Origin of the sequence: Streptomyces sp. NPDC051051, from assembly GCF_040682975.1 — a bacterium.
In the GTDB taxonomy this organism is placed as follows: domain Bacteria; phylum Actinomycetota; class Actinomycetes; order Streptomycetales; family Streptomycetaceae; genus Streptomyces.
Genome location: NZ_JBFBCB010000013.1, coordinates 16,453 through 34,638, shown reverse-complemented (window position 1 = coordinate 34,638; position 18,186 = coordinate 16,453). Strand labels below are relative to the sequence as shown.

Annotated in this window: 19 protein-coding genes; 10 read left to right on the top strand and 9 right to left on the bottom strand. The window is 73.4% G+C overall.

The features are described 5' to 3' along the window. Positions 1-7 precede the first annotated feature (7 nt). Positions 8-970 carry an electron transfer flavoprotein subunit alpha/FixB family protein gene (locus AB0N31_RS12775; protein WP_366058376.1) on the top strand — a complete coding sequence of 321 codons (963 nt, stop codon included), beginning with the start codon at positions 8-10 and terminating at the stop codon, positions 968-970. 57 nt (positions 971-1,027) lie between these two features. On the opposite strand, the gene AB0N31_RS12770 is transcribed toward AB0N31_RS12775, so the two are convergent. Beyond that, complete coding sequence (locus tag AB0N31_RS12770) at positions 1,028-1,957, bottom strand: endonuclease/exonuclease/phosphatase family protein (protein ID WP_366058375.1); 930 nt, start codon at positions 1,955-1,957, stop codon at positions 1,028-1,030. A 184-nt stretch (positions 1,958-2,141) separates the two neighbouring features. On the opposite strand from AB0N31_RS12770, the gene AB0N31_RS12765 reads away from it, so the two are divergent. Then, on the top strand, positions 2,142-3,446 hold the full coding sequence (locus tag AB0N31_RS12765) for an aldolase/citrate lyase family protein (protein ID WP_366058374.1): 1,305 nt from the start codon (positions 2,142-2,144) through the stop codon (positions 3,444-3,446). 79 nt (positions 3,447-3,525) lie between these two features. On the opposite strand, the gene AB0N31_RS12760 is transcribed toward AB0N31_RS12765, so the two are convergent. After that, positions 3,526-3,933 (bottom strand): VOC family protein, encoded by a 408-nt coding sequence (locus AB0N31_RS12760; RefSeq protein WP_366058373.1) that lies wholly within the window; start codon positions 3,931-3,933, stop codon positions 3,526-3,528. 360 nt (positions 3,934-4,293) lie between these two features. Beyond that, the gene (locus AB0N31_RS12755; protein ID WP_366058372.1) at positions 4,294-5,343 is read right to left on the bottom strand and encodes a LacI family DNA-binding transcriptional regulator; all 1,050 of its coding nucleotides are present in this window, start codon (positions 5,341-5,343) and stop codon (positions 4,294-4,296) included. Positions 5,344-5,544: 201 nt separating this feature from the next. Between AB0N31_RS12755 and AB0N31_RS12750 the strand changes: the two genes are divergently transcribed. From AB0N31_RS12750 to AB0N31_RS12740, 3 genes are all read left to right on the top strand, one after another. After that, positions 5,545-6,498 (top strand): ROK family protein, encoded by a 954-nt coding sequence (locus AB0N31_RS12750; protein ID WP_366058371.1) that lies wholly within the window; start codon positions 5,545-5,547, stop codon positions 6,496-6,498. Positions 6,499-6,612: 114 nt separating this feature from the next. Beyond that, the gene (locus AB0N31_RS12745) at positions 6,613-6,807 is read left to right on the top strand and encodes a hypothetical protein (RefSeq protein WP_366058369.1); all 195 of its coding nucleotides are present in this window, start codon (positions 6,613-6,615) and stop codon (positions 6,805-6,807) included. A gap of 141 nt (positions 6,808-6,948) precedes the next feature. After that, the gene (locus AB0N31_RS12740; RefSeq protein ID WP_366058368.1) at positions 6,949-7,992 is read left to right on the top strand and encodes an NUDIX domain-containing protein; all 1,044 of its coding nucleotides are present in this window, start codon (positions 6,949-6,951) and stop codon (positions 7,990-7,992) included. An 86-nt stretch (positions 7,993-8,078) separates the two neighbouring features. Here the strand turns inward: AB0N31_RS12740 and AB0N31_RS12735 are convergent, their stop codons facing one another. The 3 genes from AB0N31_RS12735 to AB0N31_RS12725 all read right to left on the bottom strand — a co-directional run bounded on the left by AB0N31_RS12735 (position 8,079) and on the right by AB0N31_RS12725 (position 10,510). Continuing rightward, the gene (locus tag AB0N31_RS12735) at positions 8,079-8,363 is read right to left on the bottom strand and encodes a hypothetical protein (protein WP_366058367.1); all 285 of its coding nucleotides are present in this window, start codon (positions 8,361-8,363) and stop codon (positions 8,079-8,081) included. Between the two features lie 11 nt (positions 8,364-8,374). Then, complete coding sequence (locus AB0N31_RS12730) at positions 8,375-9,064, bottom strand: MBL fold metallo-hydrolase (protein WP_366058456.1); 690 nt, start codon at positions 9,062-9,064, stop codon at positions 8,375-8,377. A gap of 90 nt (positions 9,065-9,154) precedes the next feature. Further along, positions 9,155-10,510: a dipeptidase gene (locus tag AB0N31_RS12725; RefSeq protein WP_366058366.1), complete on the bottom strand. Its 1,356-nt coding sequence runs from the start codon at positions 10,508-10,510 to the stop codon at positions 9,155-9,157. Positions 10,511-10,644: 134 nt separating this feature from the next. Between AB0N31_RS12725 and AB0N31_RS12720 the strand changes: the two genes are divergently transcribed. Beyond that, complete coding sequence (locus AB0N31_RS12720) at positions 10,645-11,904, top strand: geranylgeranyl reductase family protein (protein WP_366058365.1); 1,260 nt, start codon at positions 10,645-10,647, stop codon at positions 11,902-11,904. Positions 11,905-11,996: 92 nt separating this feature from the next. Here AB0N31_RS12720 and AB0N31_RS12715 read toward each other — a convergent pair whose 3' ends face one another. Next, positions 11,997-12,455: a nitroreductase family deazaflavin-dependent oxidoreductase gene (locus tag AB0N31_RS12715; RefSeq protein ID WP_366058364.1), complete on the bottom strand. Its 459-nt coding sequence runs from the start codon at positions 12,453-12,455 to the stop codon at positions 11,997-11,999. Between the two features lie 172 nt (positions 12,456-12,627). On the opposite strand from AB0N31_RS12715, the gene AB0N31_RS12710 reads away from it, so the two are divergent. From AB0N31_RS12710 to AB0N31_RS12700, 3 genes are all read left to right on the top strand, one after another. Beyond that, positions 12,628-13,317, top strand: coding sequence for a TetR/AcrR family transcriptional regulator (locus AB0N31_RS12710; protein ID WP_366058363.1), 690 nt, complete (start codon positions 12,628-12,630; stop codon positions 13,315-13,317). Between the two features lie 171 nt (positions 13,318-13,488). After that, a complete protein-coding gene (locus tag AB0N31_RS12705; RefSeq protein ID WP_366058362.1) occupies positions 13,489-14,718 on the top strand; it encodes a sensor histidine kinase in 1,230 nt (409 codons plus the stop codon). 33 nt (positions 14,719-14,751) lie between these two features. Beyond that, positions 14,752-15,417: a response regulator transcription factor gene (locus AB0N31_RS12700; RefSeq protein WP_366058361.1), complete on the top strand. Its 666-nt coding sequence runs from the start codon at positions 14,752-14,754 to the stop codon at positions 15,415-15,417. Here the strand turns inward: AB0N31_RS12700 and AB0N31_RS12695 are convergent. After that, positions 15,378-15,725 carry a DUF6332 family protein gene (locus AB0N31_RS12695; RefSeq protein WP_366058360.1) on the bottom strand — a complete coding sequence of 116 codons (348 nt, stop codon included), beginning with the start codon at positions 15,723-15,725 and terminating at the stop codon, positions 15,378-15,380. The two genes, AB0N31_RS12700 and AB0N31_RS12695, sit on opposite strands and share 40 nt — an antisense overlap. Positions 15,726-16,124: 399 nt before the next feature. Beyond that, entirely contained in the window at positions 16,125-17,624 is a 1,500-nt protein-coding gene (locus AB0N31_RS12690) for an MFS transporter (RefSeq protein ID WP_366058359.1), read from the bottom strand. 85 nt (positions 17,625-17,709) lie between these two features. On the opposite strand from AB0N31_RS12690, the gene AB0N31_RS12685 reads away from it, so the two are divergent. Further along, positions 17,710-18,099: a MarR family transcriptional regulator gene (locus tag AB0N31_RS12685; protein ID WP_366058358.1), complete on the top strand. Its 390-nt coding sequence runs from the start codon at positions 17,710-17,712 to the stop codon at positions 18,097-18,099. The last annotated feature ends 87 nt before the right edge of the window (positions 18,100-18,186 follow it).

Sequence of the window (18,186 nt, the reverse complement as noted above, 5' to 3'; positions counted from 1 at the left end):
CAATCCCATGGCTGAAGTCCTCGTCTACGTCGACCACGTGGACGGTGCCGTCCGCAAGCCCACCCTGGAGCTGCTGACCCTGGCCCGCCGTATCGGCGAGCCGGTCGCCGTGGCCCTGGGCAGCGGCGCCGCCGACACCGCCGCCGTCCTCGCCGAGCACGGCGCGGTCAAGGTCCTGACCCACGACGCGTCCGAGTACGCCGATTACCTGGTCGTGCCGAAGGTGGACGCGCTCCAGGCCGCCGTCGAGGCGGTGTCCCCGGCCGCGGTGCTGCTGTCGTCCTCCGCGGAGGGCAAGGAGATCGCCGCCCGTCTGGCGCTGCGCACCGGTTCCGGCATCATCACCGACGCCGTCGACCTGGAGGCCGGCGAGGAGGGCCCGGTGGCCACCCAGTCGGTGTTCGCCGCGTCCTTCACGTCCAAGTCCCGCGTCGTCAAGGGCACCCCGGTCATCACCGTGAAGCCGAACAGCGCGGCCGTCGAGGCCGCTCCGGCCGCCGGTGCCGTCGAGGCCCTCGCGGTGACCTTCTCCGCCCAGGCGACCGGCACCAAGGTCACCGGCCGCACCCCCCGCGAGTCGACGGGCCGCCCGGAGCTGACCGAGGCCGCGATCGTCGTCTCCGGCGGCCGCGGCGTCAACGGCGCGGAGAACTTCGCGATCATCGAGGCCCTCGCCGACTCCCTCGGCGCGGCCGTCGGCGCCTCGCGCGCCGCGGTCGACGCCGGCTGGTACCCGCACACCAACCAGGTCGGCCAGACCGGCAAGTCCGTGTCGCCGCAGCTGTACATCGCCAACGGCATCTCCGGCGCCATCCAGCACCGTGCCGGCATGCAGACCTCGAAGACCATCGTGGCCGTCAACAAGGACGCCGAGGCCCCGATCTTCGATCTGGTCGACTACGGCGTCGTCGGCGACCTGTTCGACGTCGTCCCGCAGCTCACCGAGGAGATCAAGACCCGCAAGGGCTGATCCCCCGCCGCCGCTGTGCGAGGCCCCCGTGACCGGTCCGGTCACGGGGGCCTCGGCTCATCCCAGGGACACCGAGGCGCACACCGGCAGGTGATCGCTCGGGTACCGGCCGTCGAGCGAGAAGGTGTCCACCCACGTCCGGTGGACCGAGACGTCCGGCGTCGCCAGGATCCAGTCGATGCGGTCCCCGCCCGGCTGCGGACCCCGGTACGCGTGGAACGTCCCGTACGCCGCACCGCGCCACCTCGCCGTGTCCCAGGTGTCGACCAGACCGGCGGCCAGCAGCGTGTCGTGGACCGCGCTGCGCCGGGCGGCGGCGTTGAAGTCGCCGGTGACCAGCACGGGCAGGCCGGGACCGAACGCGGCGAGGCGTTCGGCGATCATCGCGGCGGCACGTTCACGGGCGTACCGACCGGCGTTGTCGAGGTGGGTGTTGACGAGGCGGAACTGGCGCCCGGACGCCTTCAGATCACGGAAACGGACCCAGGTGACCATCCGGGGATGGGCTCCGCCCCAGGTGTTGGAGCCGCGCACCGCCGGGGTGTCGGAGAGCCAGAAGTGGGCGTGCTCGACCGGGGCGAGCCGCCGGGTGTCGTAGAAGACGGCCATCGACTCCTCGTCGCCGCCGCCTCGGCCGGTGCCGATCCAGTCGTAGTGGGGTCCCAGGTCGGCCCCGATGTCGCGCAGTTGGGGCGGTTCGCCCTCCTGGGTGCCGATGACGTGGGGCGCCGCCGCGTGCAGCAGGGCGCGCATCGCCGGACGGCGGGCCGCCCAGCTGTGGGGTTCCTCGATGCTGGGGAACCGGAGATTGAAGGTCATGACCTCCAGACGCGGGACGTCGGCGGCCCTCCTGAGCGACGTCGTGCCGGCCGAGGGGGTCCGGCCGGCCGAGGAGGCCCGGAGCGCCCCGATCAGGGGAACGCCGACGGCGGCGGCCAGCACGGTCCGCAGCCCCGTGCGCCGCGTGAGTCCCTTGTGGTCCGCCAAGTGGCCCCCTTTCCGCTCTCACGCCAGGGTGAGGGCACGGACGGGCGGACGGAAGAGGGCCTCGTGGCGGAAGTGGGCCCGGATGCCAGGGCGCGGACGAGGTGTTGACCCCGGAGAAGCCCCACGGTTAGCTTCCTTCAACGGATTGTTGATTCCGTACAGCGGAAAACAGGAGGATGTGGGAATGGGTCAGGGCCAGCAGGAGACCGTGGCGACGAGCCTCGCGGGTGCCGTCAGCGAGGAGATCAGTGCCTCCCTCGCCCCGGTCGACGCCGAACTCGAACGCCGCTACCCCGGAGACCCCGGCACCCGCCAGCCCGTCCACACCGTCTACGTCCCCGGCGACGCCTTCGCCGCCGACACCGTCAGCTCCTGGGGCGACCGCGCCCTCGCCGCCCTCGACGAGCACGCCCCCGACGCCGCGTCCCTCGCCGCCGTCCTCGGCCTCCCCGACGAACTCGCCGAGCCCGTCCACGCGCGCGTGCGCGCCAAGCTGGAGCGTGAGCCGATCGAGGACCTGCGCGTCGACTTCGAGGACGGGTACGGCCCCCGCCCCGACGCCGAGGAGGACGAGGCGGCCGCCCGTGCCGCCCGGCTGATCGCCGAGACGTACGCCAAGGGCACGGCCGCCCCCTGGACGGGCATCCGCATGAAGTGCATGGAGGCCGCCGTCCGGGACCGGGGCATCCGCACCCTGGACATCTTCCTCACCGGCCTCATGGACGCGGGCGGCCTGCCCGACGGGCTGGTGCTGACCCTGCCGAAGGTGACCTACGCCGAGCAGGTCACCGCGATGGTCAGGCTCCTGGAGGCCTTCGAGAGGGCGCGCGGTCTCACCCCCGGTCGGCTCGGCTTCGAGATCCAGATCGAGACCAGCCAGGCCATCCTCGCCGCCGACGGCACCGCCACGGTCGCCCGGATGATCCAGGCCGCCGAAGGCCGCGCCACCGGACTGCACTACGGCACCTTCGACTACAGCGCCTGCCTCGGCGTGTCCGCCGCCCACCAGGCCGCCGACCATCCCGCCGCCGACCACGCCAAGGCCGTCATGCAGGTCGCCGCCGCCGGCACCGGCGTACGCGTCTGCGACGGCTCCACCAACGTCCTGCCGGTGGGTTCCACCGCCCAGGTCCACGACGCCTGGCGCCTGCACTACGGCCTCACCCGCCGCGCGCTGGCCCGCGCCTACTACCAGGGCTGGGACATGCACCCCGGCCACCTCCCGACCCGCTACGCGGCCGTCTTCGCCTTCTACCGCGAGGGCTTCGCGCAGGCCGCCGAGCGCCTCTCCCGGTACGCCGACCGGGCCGGCGGCGACGTGATGGACGAGCCGGCGACCGCCAAGGCCCTCAGCGGCCACCTCCTGCGCGGCCTGGACTGCGGTGCCCTTGACACGGCCGAGGTCACCGCCGCCACCGGGCTGACACGGACCGTCCTGGAGGGCTTCGCGGCACCGCGGCGGGGCGGTCCGACGGCATCCGGGCAGTAGCCGCGGCGAGCGGACAAGCGGTACGGCCGGCCGGGGCGGGGTGCCCCGGCCGGCCGTGGGCCTTCAGGTCCTGCTCGTGTTACTGCTGCCGCTTCCGCTGCTGCTCGGGGAAGGTGTAGGGCGTGGTGATGATCTCCATGCCGTGTCCGGCGGGGTCCATGAAGTACAGGCCCCGCCCGCCGTGGTGGTGGTTGATCTCACCCGGCCGCTTTCCGTGCGGGTCGGCGAAGTACGTGATCCCGGCTTCCCTGATCCGCCCGAACACGGCGTCGAACTCCTCCTCGGGGACGAGGAACGCGTAGTGCTGCACGGCGATGGACTCCGCCGGGACGGTGGCGAAGTCCAGGGTGACCCCGTTGCTGGTGTCGACCGGGACGAACGGGCCCCACTCGGTGCCGACTTCGAGTCCCAGAACGTGGGCGAGGAACTCGGCGGACTCCCGGTTGTCGCGGGAGTGGACGATCGTGTGGTTCAGCTGTACCGACATGTGTGGAATGCCTCCGTAAGGCAAACTCACGGGCACCTCCATGCCTCACCCGGCCGGTGACCGACACGCGATGCCGTGTGATGATTTTAACCGGCACGCGGGTTGCCGGGCCCGCCGTTCCGGCCTGATCCGAACGACAGGCCCTGCCGACGGTGGCGGGACTGGAGGAACGCCGGGAACGCCTCGGGAGCTCCGCCGATGCCCGGCGGACCGGAAGCGACCGGTGGCCTCGCGGCCGTGCTCGGATCCACGACGGCGTGGGCGTCCCGGCACTCCTGGGTGCGTCCGGCGGGCCGCGCCGCTTCGGCCGGGTCCGGGGCCTTCCGGGCGCGGTGCCCCACGCGTCGGTCCGCCCCGCGCTCAGCCCGCCGGCGGCAGTTCGCCCGAGCCGCGGGCGATGAGCCGGGTGGGCAGGGTGATGCGCTCCGGGGCGATCAGGGTGCCGTCCAACTGCCGGAACAGCCGGTCGGCGGCGGTACGGCCCAGGGCGGCGGCGTCCTGCGCGACCACCGTGACGCCCGGCTCGAGCAGGTCGGCCAGTTCCAGGTCGTCGAAGGCAACGAGCGCGACGGGACGGCTCTGCTCGGCGAGCACCCGGATCACGGTGACGGTCACCCGGTTGTTGCCCGAGAAGACCGCGGTGACCGGGGCGGGCCCGGAGAGCATCTCCCGGGCCGCCCGGCGCACCCGTGCGGGATCGGTGACGCCCAGGGACATCCAGGCGTCCTCCACGGCTATCCCCGCGTCCTCCATCGCCGCCCGGTAGCCGCGCAGCCGCTCGGCCGCGGTGTGGATGCGCGGCATGTCCCCGATGAAGCCGATCCTGCGGTGCCCGTGCGCGACGAGGTGGGCCACGCCCTCCCGGGCCCCGCCGAAGTTGTCGGACAGGACGCAGTCGGCGTCGATGCCCCCCGCGGGCCGGTCGACGAACACCGTCGCCACGCCGGCCTTGATCTCCGGTTCCAGATAGCGGTGGTCGTCGCCGGCCGGGATGACCACCAGCCCGTCGACCCGGCGCGCGCACAGCGCCAGCGCCAACTCCTGTTCCCGGTCCGGGTCCTCGGCGCTGGAGCCGTTGATGAGCAGCGCGCCGTGGGCCCGTGCCACCTCCTCCACGGCTCGGCTGAGGGGGCCGTAGAAGGGGTCGGCGAGGTCCTCGAGGATCAGGCCGATGCTGGCGGTACGACCCTTGCGCAGGACCCGCGCGCTGTCGTTGCGGCGGAAGCCGAGCGCCTCGATGGCCTCCTGGACGCGCCGCTCCGTCTCCGGCGTGACCCCCGGTTCGCCGTTCACCACGCGGGAGACGGTCTTCAGTCCCACCCCCGCGCGTGCCGCCACGTCCTTCATGGTGGGACGATTGCCGTAGCGGTTCGCGGAGATGCCGGCTGCGCGGCGGGGCGTCTCGGGCACGGGGCGGGTCCTGTCCTGTTGTCCACGGTGACGCGTGCGGTGCGGGCGTCCCGGGAGGCGGTTGAGGATGTGCCGACGAGCATAGGGCCTGGACAACGTTGTCAGGTGCGGGAGAGACTGTCCACCGCAATCCCGGCCCACGTCCCCACCGCTGGACCGGCCAGCCCTTTTTCCGATGGTTGACGGGGAGAACCGAGACTGATGCACACCGACCTCGTGGCCGCGCTGGACATCGGCGGCACCAAGATCGCCGGCGCGCTGGTGGACGGCGGCGGCACGATCCTGGCCCGCGCCCAGCGGCCCACCCCGGCCCAGCAGGACGGCGACACCGTGATGCGGGCCGTCGAGGAGGTGCTCGGGGACCTCACGGCCTCGCCGCTGTGGGAGCGGGCCCGTGCCCTCGGCATCGGCAGCGCCGGTCCGGTGGACGCCTCCACCGGCACGGTCAGTCCGGTCAACGTGCCCGGTTGGCGCGACTACCCGCTGGTCGAGCGGGTCCGGGCCGCCACCGGGAGCCTTCCCGTCGAGCTGATCGGCGACGGCGTGGCGATCACCGCCGCCGAGCACTGGCAGGGCGCCGCCCGCGGCCACGACAACGCCCTGTGCATGGTGGTCTCGACCGGCGTCGGCGGCGGTCTCGTCCTGGGCGGCCGTCTCCATCCCGGACCCACCGGCAACGCCGGTCACATCGGTCACATCAGCGTCGATCTCGACGGCGACCCGTGTCCCTGCGGCGCGCGCGGCTGCGTGGAGCGCATCGCCAGCGGACCCAACATCGCCCGGCGGGCCCTGGAGAACGGCTGGCGGCCCGGCCCGGACGGCGACGCCTCCGCCGCCGCCGTGGCCGCCGCCGCCCGCGCGGGCGACCCGGTCGCCGTGGCCTCGTTCGAGCGGGCCGCCCAGGCGCTGGCCGCCGGTATCGCCGCCACCGCGACCCTCGTCGAGATCGACATCGCGGTGATCGGCGGCGGTGTCGGCAAGGCGGGTGACGTCCTCCTCACGCCCCTGCGGCGGTCCCTCGCCGACTACGCCACGCTGTCCTTCGTGCGGCGGCTGACCGTGGTGCCCGCCCAGATGGGCACCGACGCCGGGCTGGTGGGAGCGGCCGCCGCGGCGCTGACGGGCGGATCGGAGCGGACGGCGGCAGGGGTCTGAGGGGTCTGGGACGGACGGTCCGGAGGAACGTTCCCTCTCACGTGTCCGCCCTCCGCTCACGAAGGGGTCGCGGTCGGCGCGTGACCTCATGCGGACTGCGTAGTTGATCAGGGCATGAAGAAGCGCAGCATGCTCGCCATCGCCTCCCTCGCCACCGGTTTCGTCGTCGCGGCGATCACTCCCTCGCACGGTGCCGGCGGTGAGGAACTCGACGGACTGAACGTGGGGGACACCCTCAGCAGCCTCGACCACACGATCGCCGACGACAGCCTGGCCGTCGACGAGAACGCCCTGGGCGGGACCGGCTGACGGTCTCCGCACGCGGCCGCGGCGCCGGTCCCCACCGCCCGGGGACCGGCGTCGCGCCGTTCGGGCGCCCTCAACGGGAGGTGGTTTCCGTGGCAGGGTGGAGCGGGCAAGCCACAGGGGGCCGACAGCAGAGGGGGAGACGTGACCGTCGTCTGGATCAACGGCGCGTTCGGCGCGGGAAAGACGACCGCCGCACGGGAACTGATCGACCTGATCCCGAACAGCACGCTTTTCGACCCCGAGGACGTGGGGGCGGCGCTCACCCACCTGCTGCCGCCCAAACGCCTCGCCGAGGTCGGTGACTTCCAGGACCTGCCGATCTGGCGCCGGCTCGTGATCGACACCGCGGCCGCGCTCCTCGGCGAACTGGGCGGTACCCTCGTCGTCCCCATGACCCTGCTGCGCCAGGAGTACCGCGACGAGATCTTCGGCGGTCTCGCCGCCCGCCGGATCGGTGTCCGGCATGTGCTGCTGAGCCCGGCGGAAACGATCCTGCGCGAGCGAATAGCCGGGCGGGACGTCCCGCCCGACCTCCCCGACGGCGAGATACGGGTACGGCAGTGGTCGTACGACCACATCGAGCCGTACCGCGCCGCCCTCGCCGGCTGGCTCACCGCGGACGCCCACCCCGTCGACTCCAGCGACCTCACCCCGTACGAGACCGCCCTGCGCATCGCGGAGGCGGTCGGCAGCGGGGCGGTGGCCGCCTGCGACATCGTGCAGACCCCCGAACCGACCGCCGAGACGCTGGCCGCCGGGGTGCTCCTCTTCGACGAGCGGGACCGGGTGCTGCTCGTCGACCCCACCTACAAGCCCGGCTGGGAGTTCCCCGGCGGTGTCGTGGAGCCCGGCGAGGCGCCCGCGCGCGCGGGCATGCGCGAGGTCGAGGAGGAGACCGGCGTCCGGCTGGCCGACGTACCGCGGCTGCTCGTCGTCGACTGGGAGCGGCCGACGCCTCCCGGATACGGCGGGCTGCGCCTGCTCTTCGACGGCGGCCGGCTCGACTCCGCGGCGGCCGAGGGGCTGCTGCTGCCCGGCCCCGAACTGCGGGGCTGGCGCTTCGTCACCGAGGAGGAGGCCGCCGGCCTGCTGCCCCCGGTCCGCTACGAACGGCTGCACTGGGCCCTGCGGGCCCGGGAACGGGGCGCCGCGCTCTACCTGGAGGCCGGCGTCCCCCTCGGGTGACCGTCATGCCGCCGCGCCGCGCCGCGCCTCCGCCGGGTACGGGGCCGACCGGCTCTCCTCCCGCAGCCGCCGTTCGAAGGCGGTCATCACATCGGCCACCCGCGCGTGGCGGACCAGGAGAGCGGCGGCCGCGTCCGGGATCCCCGTGGGGCGCAGACCCTCGGCGCGGGCGCGCACGAAAGCCGCGCGTTCCTCCGGACGCGTTTCACGAAGACCGGCCGGCCCGTCACCTCGACGCGCAGCACCTCTCCGCCCACCCCGGTGCCGAGCGGCACGCCGGTCGCCACGAGTTCCGCCAGTTCGCGGTCGCCCAGCCGGCCGAGGGCGGTGGCGAGGGCGTGGTGGGCGGTGAGACGCGGGGACGGGGGCATGCCCCCCATCCTCAGCGTGCGGGGCGGTGCCTGTCCGCCGCTTCGCGCAGGACGGCCGAGGCCTTCTCGGTCACCGGTGTGCCGTGGCCGAAGCAGGCGACGTCCGCGTCGAGCGCGGCGAGCCGATGGAGGGCGGCGACGGTCCGGGACCGGTCCAGGTTGAACACGCCCGGCATCACGGATCCGTCGACGGGCGAGGCGGCGACCGTGTCCCCCGTGAACAGCACACCGTGGCCCGGGGGATGGAGGGCGATGCTGCCGTCGGTGTGACCGGGGACATGCACCACGCGCGCTCCGCCGCCGAAGGGGAGCACGTCACCGTCGGCCAACTCCGTGATCGCCGAAGGAGGTTCGACGTCCCGCACGGGCAGGTGCCGGAGAGCGGCGGCGTGCAGGGGCCGCTCCCACTCCTCCAGCACCGGTTCCGGGGCCGGGACGTCCCGGCGCAGCACCGCCGCGTCCGCGGCGTGCGCCAGTACCTCCGCCCCCGTCAGGGCGGCCAGTTCGGCCGCGCCGCCCGCGTGGTCCTCGTGGAAGTGGGTGAGCACCACACGCCGTACGGCGGCCGGGCCGTGGCCCAGGGCGGTGACCGCGTCGGCGATCGCGCGGCCGGAGCCGGGCGGTCCGGCGTCGACGAGCGTCAACCCGTCGACGTCGTCCCAGAGACAGGCCTGGCCGACCGGGAAGCGCAGCAGGTGCAGACGGGGGAGGAGCGCGACGACGTCCGTGGGACGACCGTAGAGGGCCCCGCCCGGCGGGCGAGGCCCTCTGCCGAGAGCAGAGCGCGCGGCTCAGCTCGCCGCGTACGTGCGCAGGAACAGGGCCTCCGCCACCGACAGACGCTCCAGCTCCTCCGGCGAGACGCTCTCGTTGACCGCGTGGATCTGGGCCTCCGGCTCGCTCAGGCCGATGAGGAGGATCTCCGCGCCCGGGTACAGCGCCGCGAGGGTGTTGCACAGCGGGATGGAGCCGCCCTGGCCGGCGTAACTCATCTCCTGGCCGGGGTAGGCCACGGCCATCGCCTCGGCCATCGCCGCGTACGCCGGGCTCGTGGTGTCGGCGCTGAACGGCTGGCCCTGGCCGATCTGCTCGATCCGCACCCGCGCGCCCCACGGCGTGTGCGCCTCCAGGTGGGCCTGGAGCAGCTTCGTCGCCTCGGCCGCGTCGACGCCCGGCGGTACCCGCAGGCTGATCAGCGCCCGGGCGCTCGACTGCACCGACGGGGTGGCGCCGACGACCGGCGGGCAGTCGATGCCGAGGACGGTGACCGCGGGGCGGGCCCAGATGCGGTCGGCGACCGTGCCGGAACCGATCAGTGCGACGCCGTCGAGGACCTTGGCGTCCTTGCGGAACTGCTCCTCGTCGTACTGGAGTCCCTCCCACGCCGGGCCGTCGGGCAGGCCGTCGACGGTCGTCGAGCCGTCCTCGGCGCGCAGCGAGTCCAGTACGCGGATCAGCGCGCCCAGCGCGTCGGGGGCGGCGCCGCCGAACTGGCCGGAGTGCAGGTTGCCCGCGAGGGTGTCGACGCTCACCCGCATCATCGTCATGCCGCGCAGCGTGGAGGTGACGGTGGGCAGACCGACCCGGAAGTTGCCCGCGTCGCCGATCACGACGGTGTCGGCCGCGAGCAGCTCGGGGTGCTCCTCGGCATACCGCTCCAGGCCACCCGTGCCCTGCTCCTCCGAGCCCTCGACGATCACCTTCACATGGACGGGCACCCCGCCGTTCGCCTTGAGGGCGCGCAGGGCCAGCAGGTGCATGATGAAGCCGCCCTTGCAGTCGGCGGTGCCCCGCCCGTACCAGCGGCCGTCGCGCTCGGTCAGCTCGAAGGGCGGGGTGGCCCAGCCGGCCTCGTCCAGCGGCGGCTGCACGTCGTAGTGCGCGTACAGCAGAACCGTTTTCGCGCCCTCCGGGCCCGGCAGGAGGCCGTACACCGACTGCGTGCCGTCGGGGGTGTCGAGGAGGGCCACGTCCTGGAAGCCCTCGGCGCGCAGGGCGGCGACGATCCAGTTCGCCGCGGCCTCGCTCTCGGTGCGCGGGAACTGGTCGAAGTCCGCCACCGACTTGAAGGCCACCAGTTCGGTGAGCTCCGCCTTCGCCCTGGGCATCAGCGAGGCGACGGTCTCGGCGACCGGATTCGACGACATGGGCACGCTCCTTGTGGGTGCGACGTTGTATCGATGAGTGTTGCCGATCCTCCCACAGCCGACCGCGGCGATCTCGGTCGTAGGATGCGGGGGACAGGTGCGGCAGGCGGCTTGATCGGGAGCAGTAGACCATCGTGAGCAGCGAGAACTCTTCGGCGGACGACGTGCAGCAGGTGTGGGACGTCGTCGTGGTGGGCGCGGGACCCGCGGGGGCTTCGGCCGCCTATGCGGCGGCGGTCGCGGGGCGGCGCGTGCTGTTGCTGGAGAAGGCGGAGCTGCCCCGCTACAAGACGTGCGGCGGCGGCATCATCGGTCCCTCCCGTGACGCCCTCCCACCGGGCTTCGAGCTGCCCTTCCAGGACCGGGTGCACGCGGTGACGTTCTCGAACAACGGACGCTTCACCCGCACCCGCCGTTCCCGGCAGATGCTGTTCGGGCTGATCAACCGGCCCGAGTTCGACCAGCAGCTCGTCGAGCACGCGCAGAAGGCCGGCGCCGAACTGCGCACCGGCGTCACGGTCACGCGCGTCGAACAGCACGGCTCGGCCGTGCCCGACCGGCGTACGGTCGCGGTCGTCCTGCAGGGCGGAGAGGCGGTGCTGGCCCGGGCGGTCGTCGGCGCCGACGGCAGCGCGAGCCGCATAGGGGCACACGTCGGCGTGAAGCTCGACCAGGTGGACCTCGGCCTGGAGGCGGAGATCCCGGTGCCCGAGACGGTCGCCGAGGACTGGAAGGGCCGGGTCCTCATCGACTGGGGCCCGATGCCCGGCAGTTACGGCTGGGTGTTCCCCAAGGGGGACACGCTGACGGTCGGGGTGATCTCCGCGCGCGGCGAGGGCGCCGCCACCAAGCGGTACCTGGAGGACTTCATCGGGCGGCTCGGCCTCGCCGGCTTCGAACCGAGCATCTCCTCCGGCCATCTGACCCGCTGCCGCGCCGACGACTCGCCGCTCTCGCGCGGCCGGGTGCTGGTGTGCGGCGACGCGGCGGGGCTGCTGGAGCCGTGGACGCGCGAGGGGATCTCCTTCGCGCTGCGCTCGGGCCGGATCGCCGGCGAGTGGGCGGTGCGCATCGCGGAGGCGCACGACGCGGTGGACGCCCGTCGCCAGGCTCTCAACTACGCCTTCGCGATCAAGGCGGGGCTCGGCGTGGAGATGAGCGTGGGCAAGCGGATGCTGGCCCTCTTCGAGCGGCGTCCGGGGCTCTTCCACGCGGCCCTGACCGGTGTGCGTCCGGCCTGGCGGGCGTTCACGGACATCACCCGCGGCCGAACGACCCTCGGCGAGCTCGTGCGCTCGCACCCGCTCGCCCAGCGTGCCCTGAACGCGATGGACCGGCGGCAGGCGGCCGCGGGCGCGGGTGGTGCGGGCGCAACCGAAGACGCCGGTTCCTGAGGCGGCGTCCGTCGGAGCGGTCCGGAGTGCCCGTTCCGTGAGTGTCCGTTCCGTGAGTGTCCGGTCCCGGGGTCGGGGCCGGACGGGGCGGGTCACCGGCTTCCGGTGACCGTGATCCGGAACACCGGGTGGTCGGGGGCGATGCGGCGCAGGTCGGCGTCGGGGGAGTCGGGCCCGACGCCGTCGAAGAAGACGCCGACCTCCGCCTTCCAGCGCTTGAGGTAGGCGCGCAGCAGCGGCACCTTCTCGTCGTCGCCGACCTCGGCCGCGGTGAACTCGTCCACCTTTCTGCCCAGGCGCAGTTCACCGCCGCCGGCCGCGCGCATGTTGTGCGTCCACCGGACGTGACCGCGCGGGGCGACGAGGTACTGGCGCCCGTCCACCGTCAGCAGGTTCACCGGCGTGGTCCGCCACTGACCGCTCTTGCGGCCGCGCACCGCCAGGACCCTGGACCCCCACACGCTCAGCCCGCGTCGGGTCAGCCAGGCGACGGTCCGGTTGAGGACGTTGACGGTGAACCAGCCGGGCTTCTTGACGTGGGCGGCGGACATGGATGCCTCCTGGACGGTGAGTGTGAGCACTGCTCTCGATCTGTGGGGGAAGTCTGCCCCGGACCGGTTCGCTTTGACAAGAGCGCCGCTCTCTTTATGGTTCGGTGTTCTTTTTTCGGTTCACCGCTCTTGATTGTGTGCACTGCTCCCGACTCGTGGAACACTGGTGTTCATGAGCAGCACCACCCGAGGGGCCCGCGCCCGCGCCCGGATCGAGATCACCGCCGCCATCAAGGAGGAGGCCCGTCGCCGGCTCGCCGCCGAAGGAGCCGCCAAGCTGTCCCTGCGGGCCGTCGCCCGCGAACTGGGCATGGTCTCCTCCGCGTTGTACCGCTACTTCCCCAGCCGCGACGACCTGCTCACCGCGCTCATCATCGACGCCTACGACTCCCTCGGCGAGAGCGCGGAGACCGCGCACTCGGCCGTCGCCGACGCCGACCCCGTCCGGCGTTGGGTCGCGGTCTGCGAGGGGGTGCGAGCCTGGGCGCTGGCGCATCCGCACGAGTACGCGCTGATCTACGGCTCGCCGGTGCCCGGCTACAGCGCGCCGCAGACGACGGTGCCCGCCGCCGCCCGCGTCGGGCTCCTGCTGATCGGCATCGCCCGGGACGCGGGCCTGGCCGCTCCGCCCGCCGCGCCGCCCCTCCCGGCCGAGTTGCGCGCCGAGGCGGAGCGGCTGACGGCCGACGTCGCGCCCGACCTCTCCCCGGAGACGGCCACGGCACTGGTGGCGGCCTGGGCCCAGCTGTACGGGCTGGTCGGCTTCGAGGTGTTCGGCCAGTTCAACCGCATCGTCGAGGACCGGGAGCCGTTCTTCCGCCATGCCGTGACGCGGCTGGCCAGGGGAGTGGGACTGGGGTAGCGCCCGTGGGAGACGGGTGAACGACCGGCGACGGCATGGGGCCGGTGGTGCCGGAAACGGTGGTCCGCGGGTTCGGCCGCACTTCCGCACTTCCGTACTTCGCGGGGAGTACGCGCCGTCACCTCGTCCGGCTGACGTCCGTCCCGTCCGGGGGCGTCTAGCGTGGCGGACATGGACGAGCGACGGGTGCGCGGGCACGGCGGACCGGTGCGGTGGCGGCGGCACGGGCCGCCGTGGCCGGGACGCCGGGCGGACGGGGAACCGGGCAGCCGGTGGCCCTGGCGGTCGACGGTACTGCTCACCGCGTTCGTGCTCATCGGTTCCAGCTTCGCCGCCCACGGGCAACAGGGCGGACGCGTGGCGCTCGACCCGTTCGCACGCGTCCTGCTGGTCGTGGCCGCGGGCCTGCTGCTGTGGCGGCACCGCCGTCCCGTGCCCGTCGTGTTCGGCACGGCCGCCGTCACCGCGGTCTACCTGGGCGCCGGCCACCCGTACGGGCCGGTCCTCCTGACCGTCGCCGTGGCCTGCTTCGCCGCCGTCGTCGCGGGACACCGCCGGGCCGCCTGGGCAGCCCTGGGCGTGCTGTGGGCCGTGCATCTGCTGGTCGCACACTGGCTGTACCGGTGGCTGCCGCCGTCCGGGGACCGGCCCGCCTCCTTCGCCCAGGAGACCGTCGTCGCCACCTGGGTCGTGGTCGTCGTCGCCGTCTCGGAGCTGGCGCGGGTCCGGCGCGAACAGTGGGCCCGGGAACGGGCCGAGCGCGCCCGGGCCGCCCGGAGGCGAGCCGACGAGGAGCGGCTGCGCATCGCCCGCGAGTTGCACGACGTCCTCGCCCACAGCCTCTCCGTCATCAACGTGCAGGCGGGCGTGGGCCTCGCCCTCCTCGACTCCGACCCGGAGCAGGCGCGCACCGCGCTCACCACGATCAAGTCCGCCAGCAAAGAGGCGCTCGGCGAGGTGCGGCAGGTGCTCGACACCCTGCGCACCCCCGGCGACGCCCCGCGCGCCCCCGCGCCCGGCCTGGACGGCCTGCCCGAGCTGGTGGAGCAGGCGGCGCGGGCGGGCCTGACCGTCGAGGTGACGGGACGACCGCCCCGGCTGCCGCCCGGCACCGACCTCGCCGCGTTCCGCATCGTCCAGGAGGCCCTCACCAACGTCGTACGGCACTCGGGTTCCCGGCACGCGCGCGTGCACCTCGAGCAGGCCGGCGGGGTGCTGCGGTTGAGGATCGACGACGACGGACCGGCGGTCGGCACGGATGCCGGCGGCAGCGGCAACGGCCTGGCGGGCATGCGGGAGCGGGCCGCGGCGCTGGGTGGCACGATCGAGGCGGGCCCGAAGGGCGACGGCGGCTTCCGGGTGCTCGCCGTCCTGCCGTCGACGCCCGGGCCCGAGCGGTGAGCCGCCCGCTGCCGTCCGCACCGAGGAGGTCCGGTGATCCGGGTACTGCTGGCCGACGACCAGTCACTGGTGAGGGCGGGGTTCAGGGCGCTGCTCGACGCCCAGCCGGACATCGAGGTGACGGGGGAGGCCGGCGACGGCGAGGAGGCGGTGCGGCTCGTGCGCGAACTGCGGCCGGACGTCGTCCTGATGGACATCCGGATGCCGCGGCTCGACGGACTGGCCGCGACCCGCCGCGTCACCGGCGATCCGGCCCTTGACGACGTCAAGGTGGTCATGCTCACCACCTTCGAACTCGACGAGTACGTCTTCGAAGCGATCCGCTCCGGCGCCTCAGGCTTCCTCGTCAAGGACACCGAGCCGGCCGAACTCCTGCGTGCCGTGCGGGCGGTGGTGGCGGGGGACGCCCTGCTGTCGCCCGGGGTGACGCGGCGGCTCATCGCGGAGTTCGCCGCCCGCTCCAAGGAGCCCGCGGCCGCCTCCGAGCTGGCACGGCTCACCGAGCGGGAACGGGAGGTGATGGCGCTCGTCGGGATCGGTCTGACCAACGAGGAGATCGCCCGCCGCCTGGTGGTCAGCCCGCTCACCGCGAAGACCCACGTCAGCCGCACCATGGTGAAACTGGGAGCCCGCGACCGGGCCCAACTGGTGGTGCTGGCCTACGAGTCGGGGCTGGTCAGACCGGGCTGGCTGGGCTGACCGCCACGGCGTTCGATCTCGCCGTCGCCGTCGCCGGACGCTGCGTCGGTGCGGGCGGCCGTGGCTTCCGAGCGGAACCGGATGAGCACGCTCACCACCCGGACCAGGAACACCACGGGGGCCACCGCGAGTCCCGCCCGGAGGAGCACCTTCTCCAAGGGGTCCGGGAGTTCGAACAGCAGCGCCGGCCCGGCGACCGCCCCGAACAGTACGGCCGCCGCGAAGGCCGCGCTGAACAGCGCGTACCCGATCTCGACGGTGATCGCGTCCCGTTCCGCCTGCGTGCGGTGTCCCCCGTGGCCGGTCATACCGGCAGTCTCACAGGCGTGCGCCCGGCGGGGCAACCGGCCCGCCGGGCGCACGCGGAGGCGTCCCCCCCCCGTGCCCTCTCGTCTCATCGCCGCGCGCCCCGTGGGCGTCGACGGGAAGGCGACGACAGGACCTGGTGCCTCCCGTTCGGATCGGGCCGGGCTCGCGGGCCCCGGCACCGGAGCCCGCTCCCCCGTCCGCCCCGATCCGGACGAAGGAGCCCGGGCCGCGTTTCGAAAGTCCCGTCTGCCCGGCGACGCCTGGCACGCACTCCCCCAGAGGGGGTACCCCCAGCCGCTTTGTCGGGATCGCCCCTGTGCGACCAGTGTCGGGGCGACCCTCCGCCTCGCGATCGCACGCACCGGACGCCACCGGGCCTGCCCTTCGGGCAGACGACGCTACCTTCGAAACACGCCCTGGTCGCGGACCGGAACCCGCTCCGGGACCGCCTCCTCCACGGTGGACCTGGCGATCACGACCGACCCGCGGGAACGGCGGGTGCGCAGGCCGGGCAGGGTGATCAGGAGGCCGAGGGCGGCGACGCCCGTCACCACCATCAGGCCGGGGCGGTAACTGTCCAGCACGGCCTGCGGGGTGGGATCCGCCCGGGCGCCCGCGGTCACCACGGCCGTGACCACGGCGAGGAAGATCGCGCCGCCCACCTGCACCGACGTGTTCAGCAGGCCGGAGACCATGCCCTGCTCGTGGTCCGCCACGCCGTTCGTCGCCTGGATGTTGAGCGAGGGGAAGACCAGCGCGCAGGCCGCGCCGATCAGCAGCATGCTGGGCAGGACGACGGCGGCGTAGACCGGGGCGAGGTCGACGCGCAGGAACAGGGCGTAACCGACGACCATCAGGGCGAAGCCCGTCACGATCAGCCGCGGGGTGCCGAACCGGTCCACGACCGAGCCGACCTTCGTCGAGGACAGCGCCACCAGCGCACCGGCCGGCAGGAAGGCCAGCGCGGTGTGCAGCGCCGACCAGCCCAGCAGGGTCTGCATGTACAGCGTCGCCAGGAACTGGAAGCCCACGTAGGAGCCGAAGAAGGCCATCGCCCCGAGCTGGGCGCGGACCTGGCTGCCCGAGCGCAGCACGCCGAGCCGGATCAGCGGGCCGGGCGAGCGCCGTTCGACCAGGACGAAGACGGTCAGCAGCACGGCGGCGGCCAGGAAGGAGAGCAGGGTGCGGACGGAGGTCCAGCCCACCTCGGGTGCCTGGACGACGGTGAAGACCAGCAGCAGCATCGACGCGGTGCCGAGGACGGCGCCGGGGACGTCGTAGCCGTTGTGCCCCTGTTCGCGCGCGCTGCGCGGCAGCAGCTTCACGCCGATGACCAGGGCGACCAGGGCGATCGGTGCGGGCAGCAGCATGGTGAGGCGCCAACTGGCCTCGGTGAGCAGGCCGGAGAGGACCAGGCCCATGGAGAAGCCGGTGGCGGCGCAGGTGGTGTAGATGGAGAGCGCGCGGTTGCGCAGTGGGCCCTCCGGGAACGTCGTGGTGATGATCGACAGGCCCGCCGGGGCGGTGAAGGCGGCGCTCAGGCCCTTGACGAACCGGCTGGCGATCAGCAGCGGACCCGAGTCGACGAGGCCGCCGAGCAGGGAGGCGAGCGCGAAGACGCCGAGGGCGACGAGGAAGACCTGGCGGCGGCCGAGCAGGTCCGCCGTGCGGCCGCCGAGGAGGAGCAGGCCGCCGTAACCCAGGATGTAGCCGCTGACGATCCACTGCAGGGTCGAGGTGGTCAGTCCCAGGTCGGAACCGATGGACGGCAGGGCGACGCCGACCATCGACACGTCCAGCGCGTCCAGGAACATCGCGGCGCAGAGCACCAGCAGGGTGCCCCACAGTCGTGGGGTCCAGCGTCCCTCGGACACCGGGGAGGGGAGCGGAGAGGTCATGCCCCAGACATTACATGCGCATGCATCGAATGCAAACGCATTTAATTCCGATGCAATGAATTCGGTTCTCTGCTACGGTGCCGCCATGGCGGCGGACAAGGTCGAACAGGCGCTCGTGGAACGGTGGCGGGAGATGCTCGCGCTGCACGCCCGCACGCAGTGCGAACTCGACCGCGCACTGCACGGACACGGCCTGTGCGGCAGCGACTTCGAGGTGCTCGACGTGCTCGCGGGAACCGCTCCGGCCGGCGCCTGCAGCTTCCGCGTCCAGGAGATCGCCGAGCGGGTCCATCTGAGCCAGAGCGCGCTGTCGCGGCTGATCGCCCGGCTGGAGAGGGACGGTCTCGTCGAGCGCGCCATGTGTTCCGAGGACCGCCGGGGCGTCCAGGTGGCACTCACCGAGAAGGGACGCTCGTTGCACGGTGAGGTGCTTCCCGTGCAGCGCTCGGTGCTCACCCGCATGCTGACGGACTGACGGCCGTCGGCTCCGGGTCACGGCCGACCTCTCCCGCCGCGAGGGCGAGGGAGCGGTCCTTCTGGTCGAGGACGCGGATGAACTCGA

Excerpts from the sequence above, each read along its gene's own strand:
- AB0N31_RS12690 (WP_366058359.1), bottom strand. The coding sequence starts at position 17,624 with ATGACCTCTCCGCTCCCCTCCCCGGTGTCCGAGGGACGCTGGACCCCA.
- AB0N31_RS12760 (WP_366058373.1), bottom strand. The coding sequence starts at position 3,933 with ATGTCGGTACAGCTGAACCACACGATCGTCCACTCCCGCGACAACCGG.
- AB0N31_RS12685 (WP_366058358.1), top strand. The coding sequence starts at position 17,710 with ATGGCGGCGGACAAGGTCGAACAGGCGCTCGTGGAACGGTGGCGGGAG.
- AB0N31_RS12745 (WP_366058369.1), top strand. The coding sequence starts at position 6,613 with ATGAAGAAGCGCAGCATGCTCGCCATCGCCTCCCTCGCCACCGGTTTC.
- AB0N31_RS12710 (WP_366058363.1), top strand. The coding sequence starts at position 12,628 with ATGAGCAGCACCACCCGAGGGGCCCGCGCCCGCGCCCGGATCGAGATC.
- AB0N31_RS12725 (WP_366058366.1), bottom strand. The coding sequence starts at position 10,510 with ATGTCGTCGAATCCGGTCGCCGAGACCGTCGCCTCGCTGATGCCCAGG.
- AB0N31_RS12705 (WP_366058362.1), top strand. The coding sequence starts at position 13,489 with ATGGACGAGCGACGGGTGCGCGGGCACGGCGGACCGGTGCGGTGGCGG.
- AB0N31_RS12715 (WP_366058364.1), bottom strand. The coding sequence starts at position 12,455 with ATGTCCGCCGCCCACGTCAAGAAGCCCGGCTGGTTCACCGTCAACGTC.
- AB0N31_RS12750 (WP_366058371.1), top strand. The coding sequence starts at position 5,545 with ATGCACACCGACCTCGTGGCCGCGCTGGACATCGGCGGCACCAAGATC.
- AB0N31_RS12735 (WP_366058367.1), bottom strand. The coding sequence starts at position 8,363 with ATGCCCCCGTCCCCGCGTCTCACCGCCCACCACGCCCTCGCCACCGCC.
- AB0N31_RS12765 (WP_366058374.1), top strand. The coding sequence starts at position 2,142 with ATGGGTCAGGGCCAGCAGGAGACCGTGGCGACGAGCCTCGCGGGTGCC.
- AB0N31_RS12775 (WP_366058376.1), top strand. The coding sequence starts at position 8 with ATGGCTGAAGTCCTCGTCTACGTCGACCACGTGGACGGTGCCGTCCGC.
- AB0N31_RS12695 (WP_366058360.1), bottom strand. The coding sequence starts at position 15,725 with ATGACCGGCCACGGGGGACACCGCACGCAGGCGGAACGGGACGCGATC.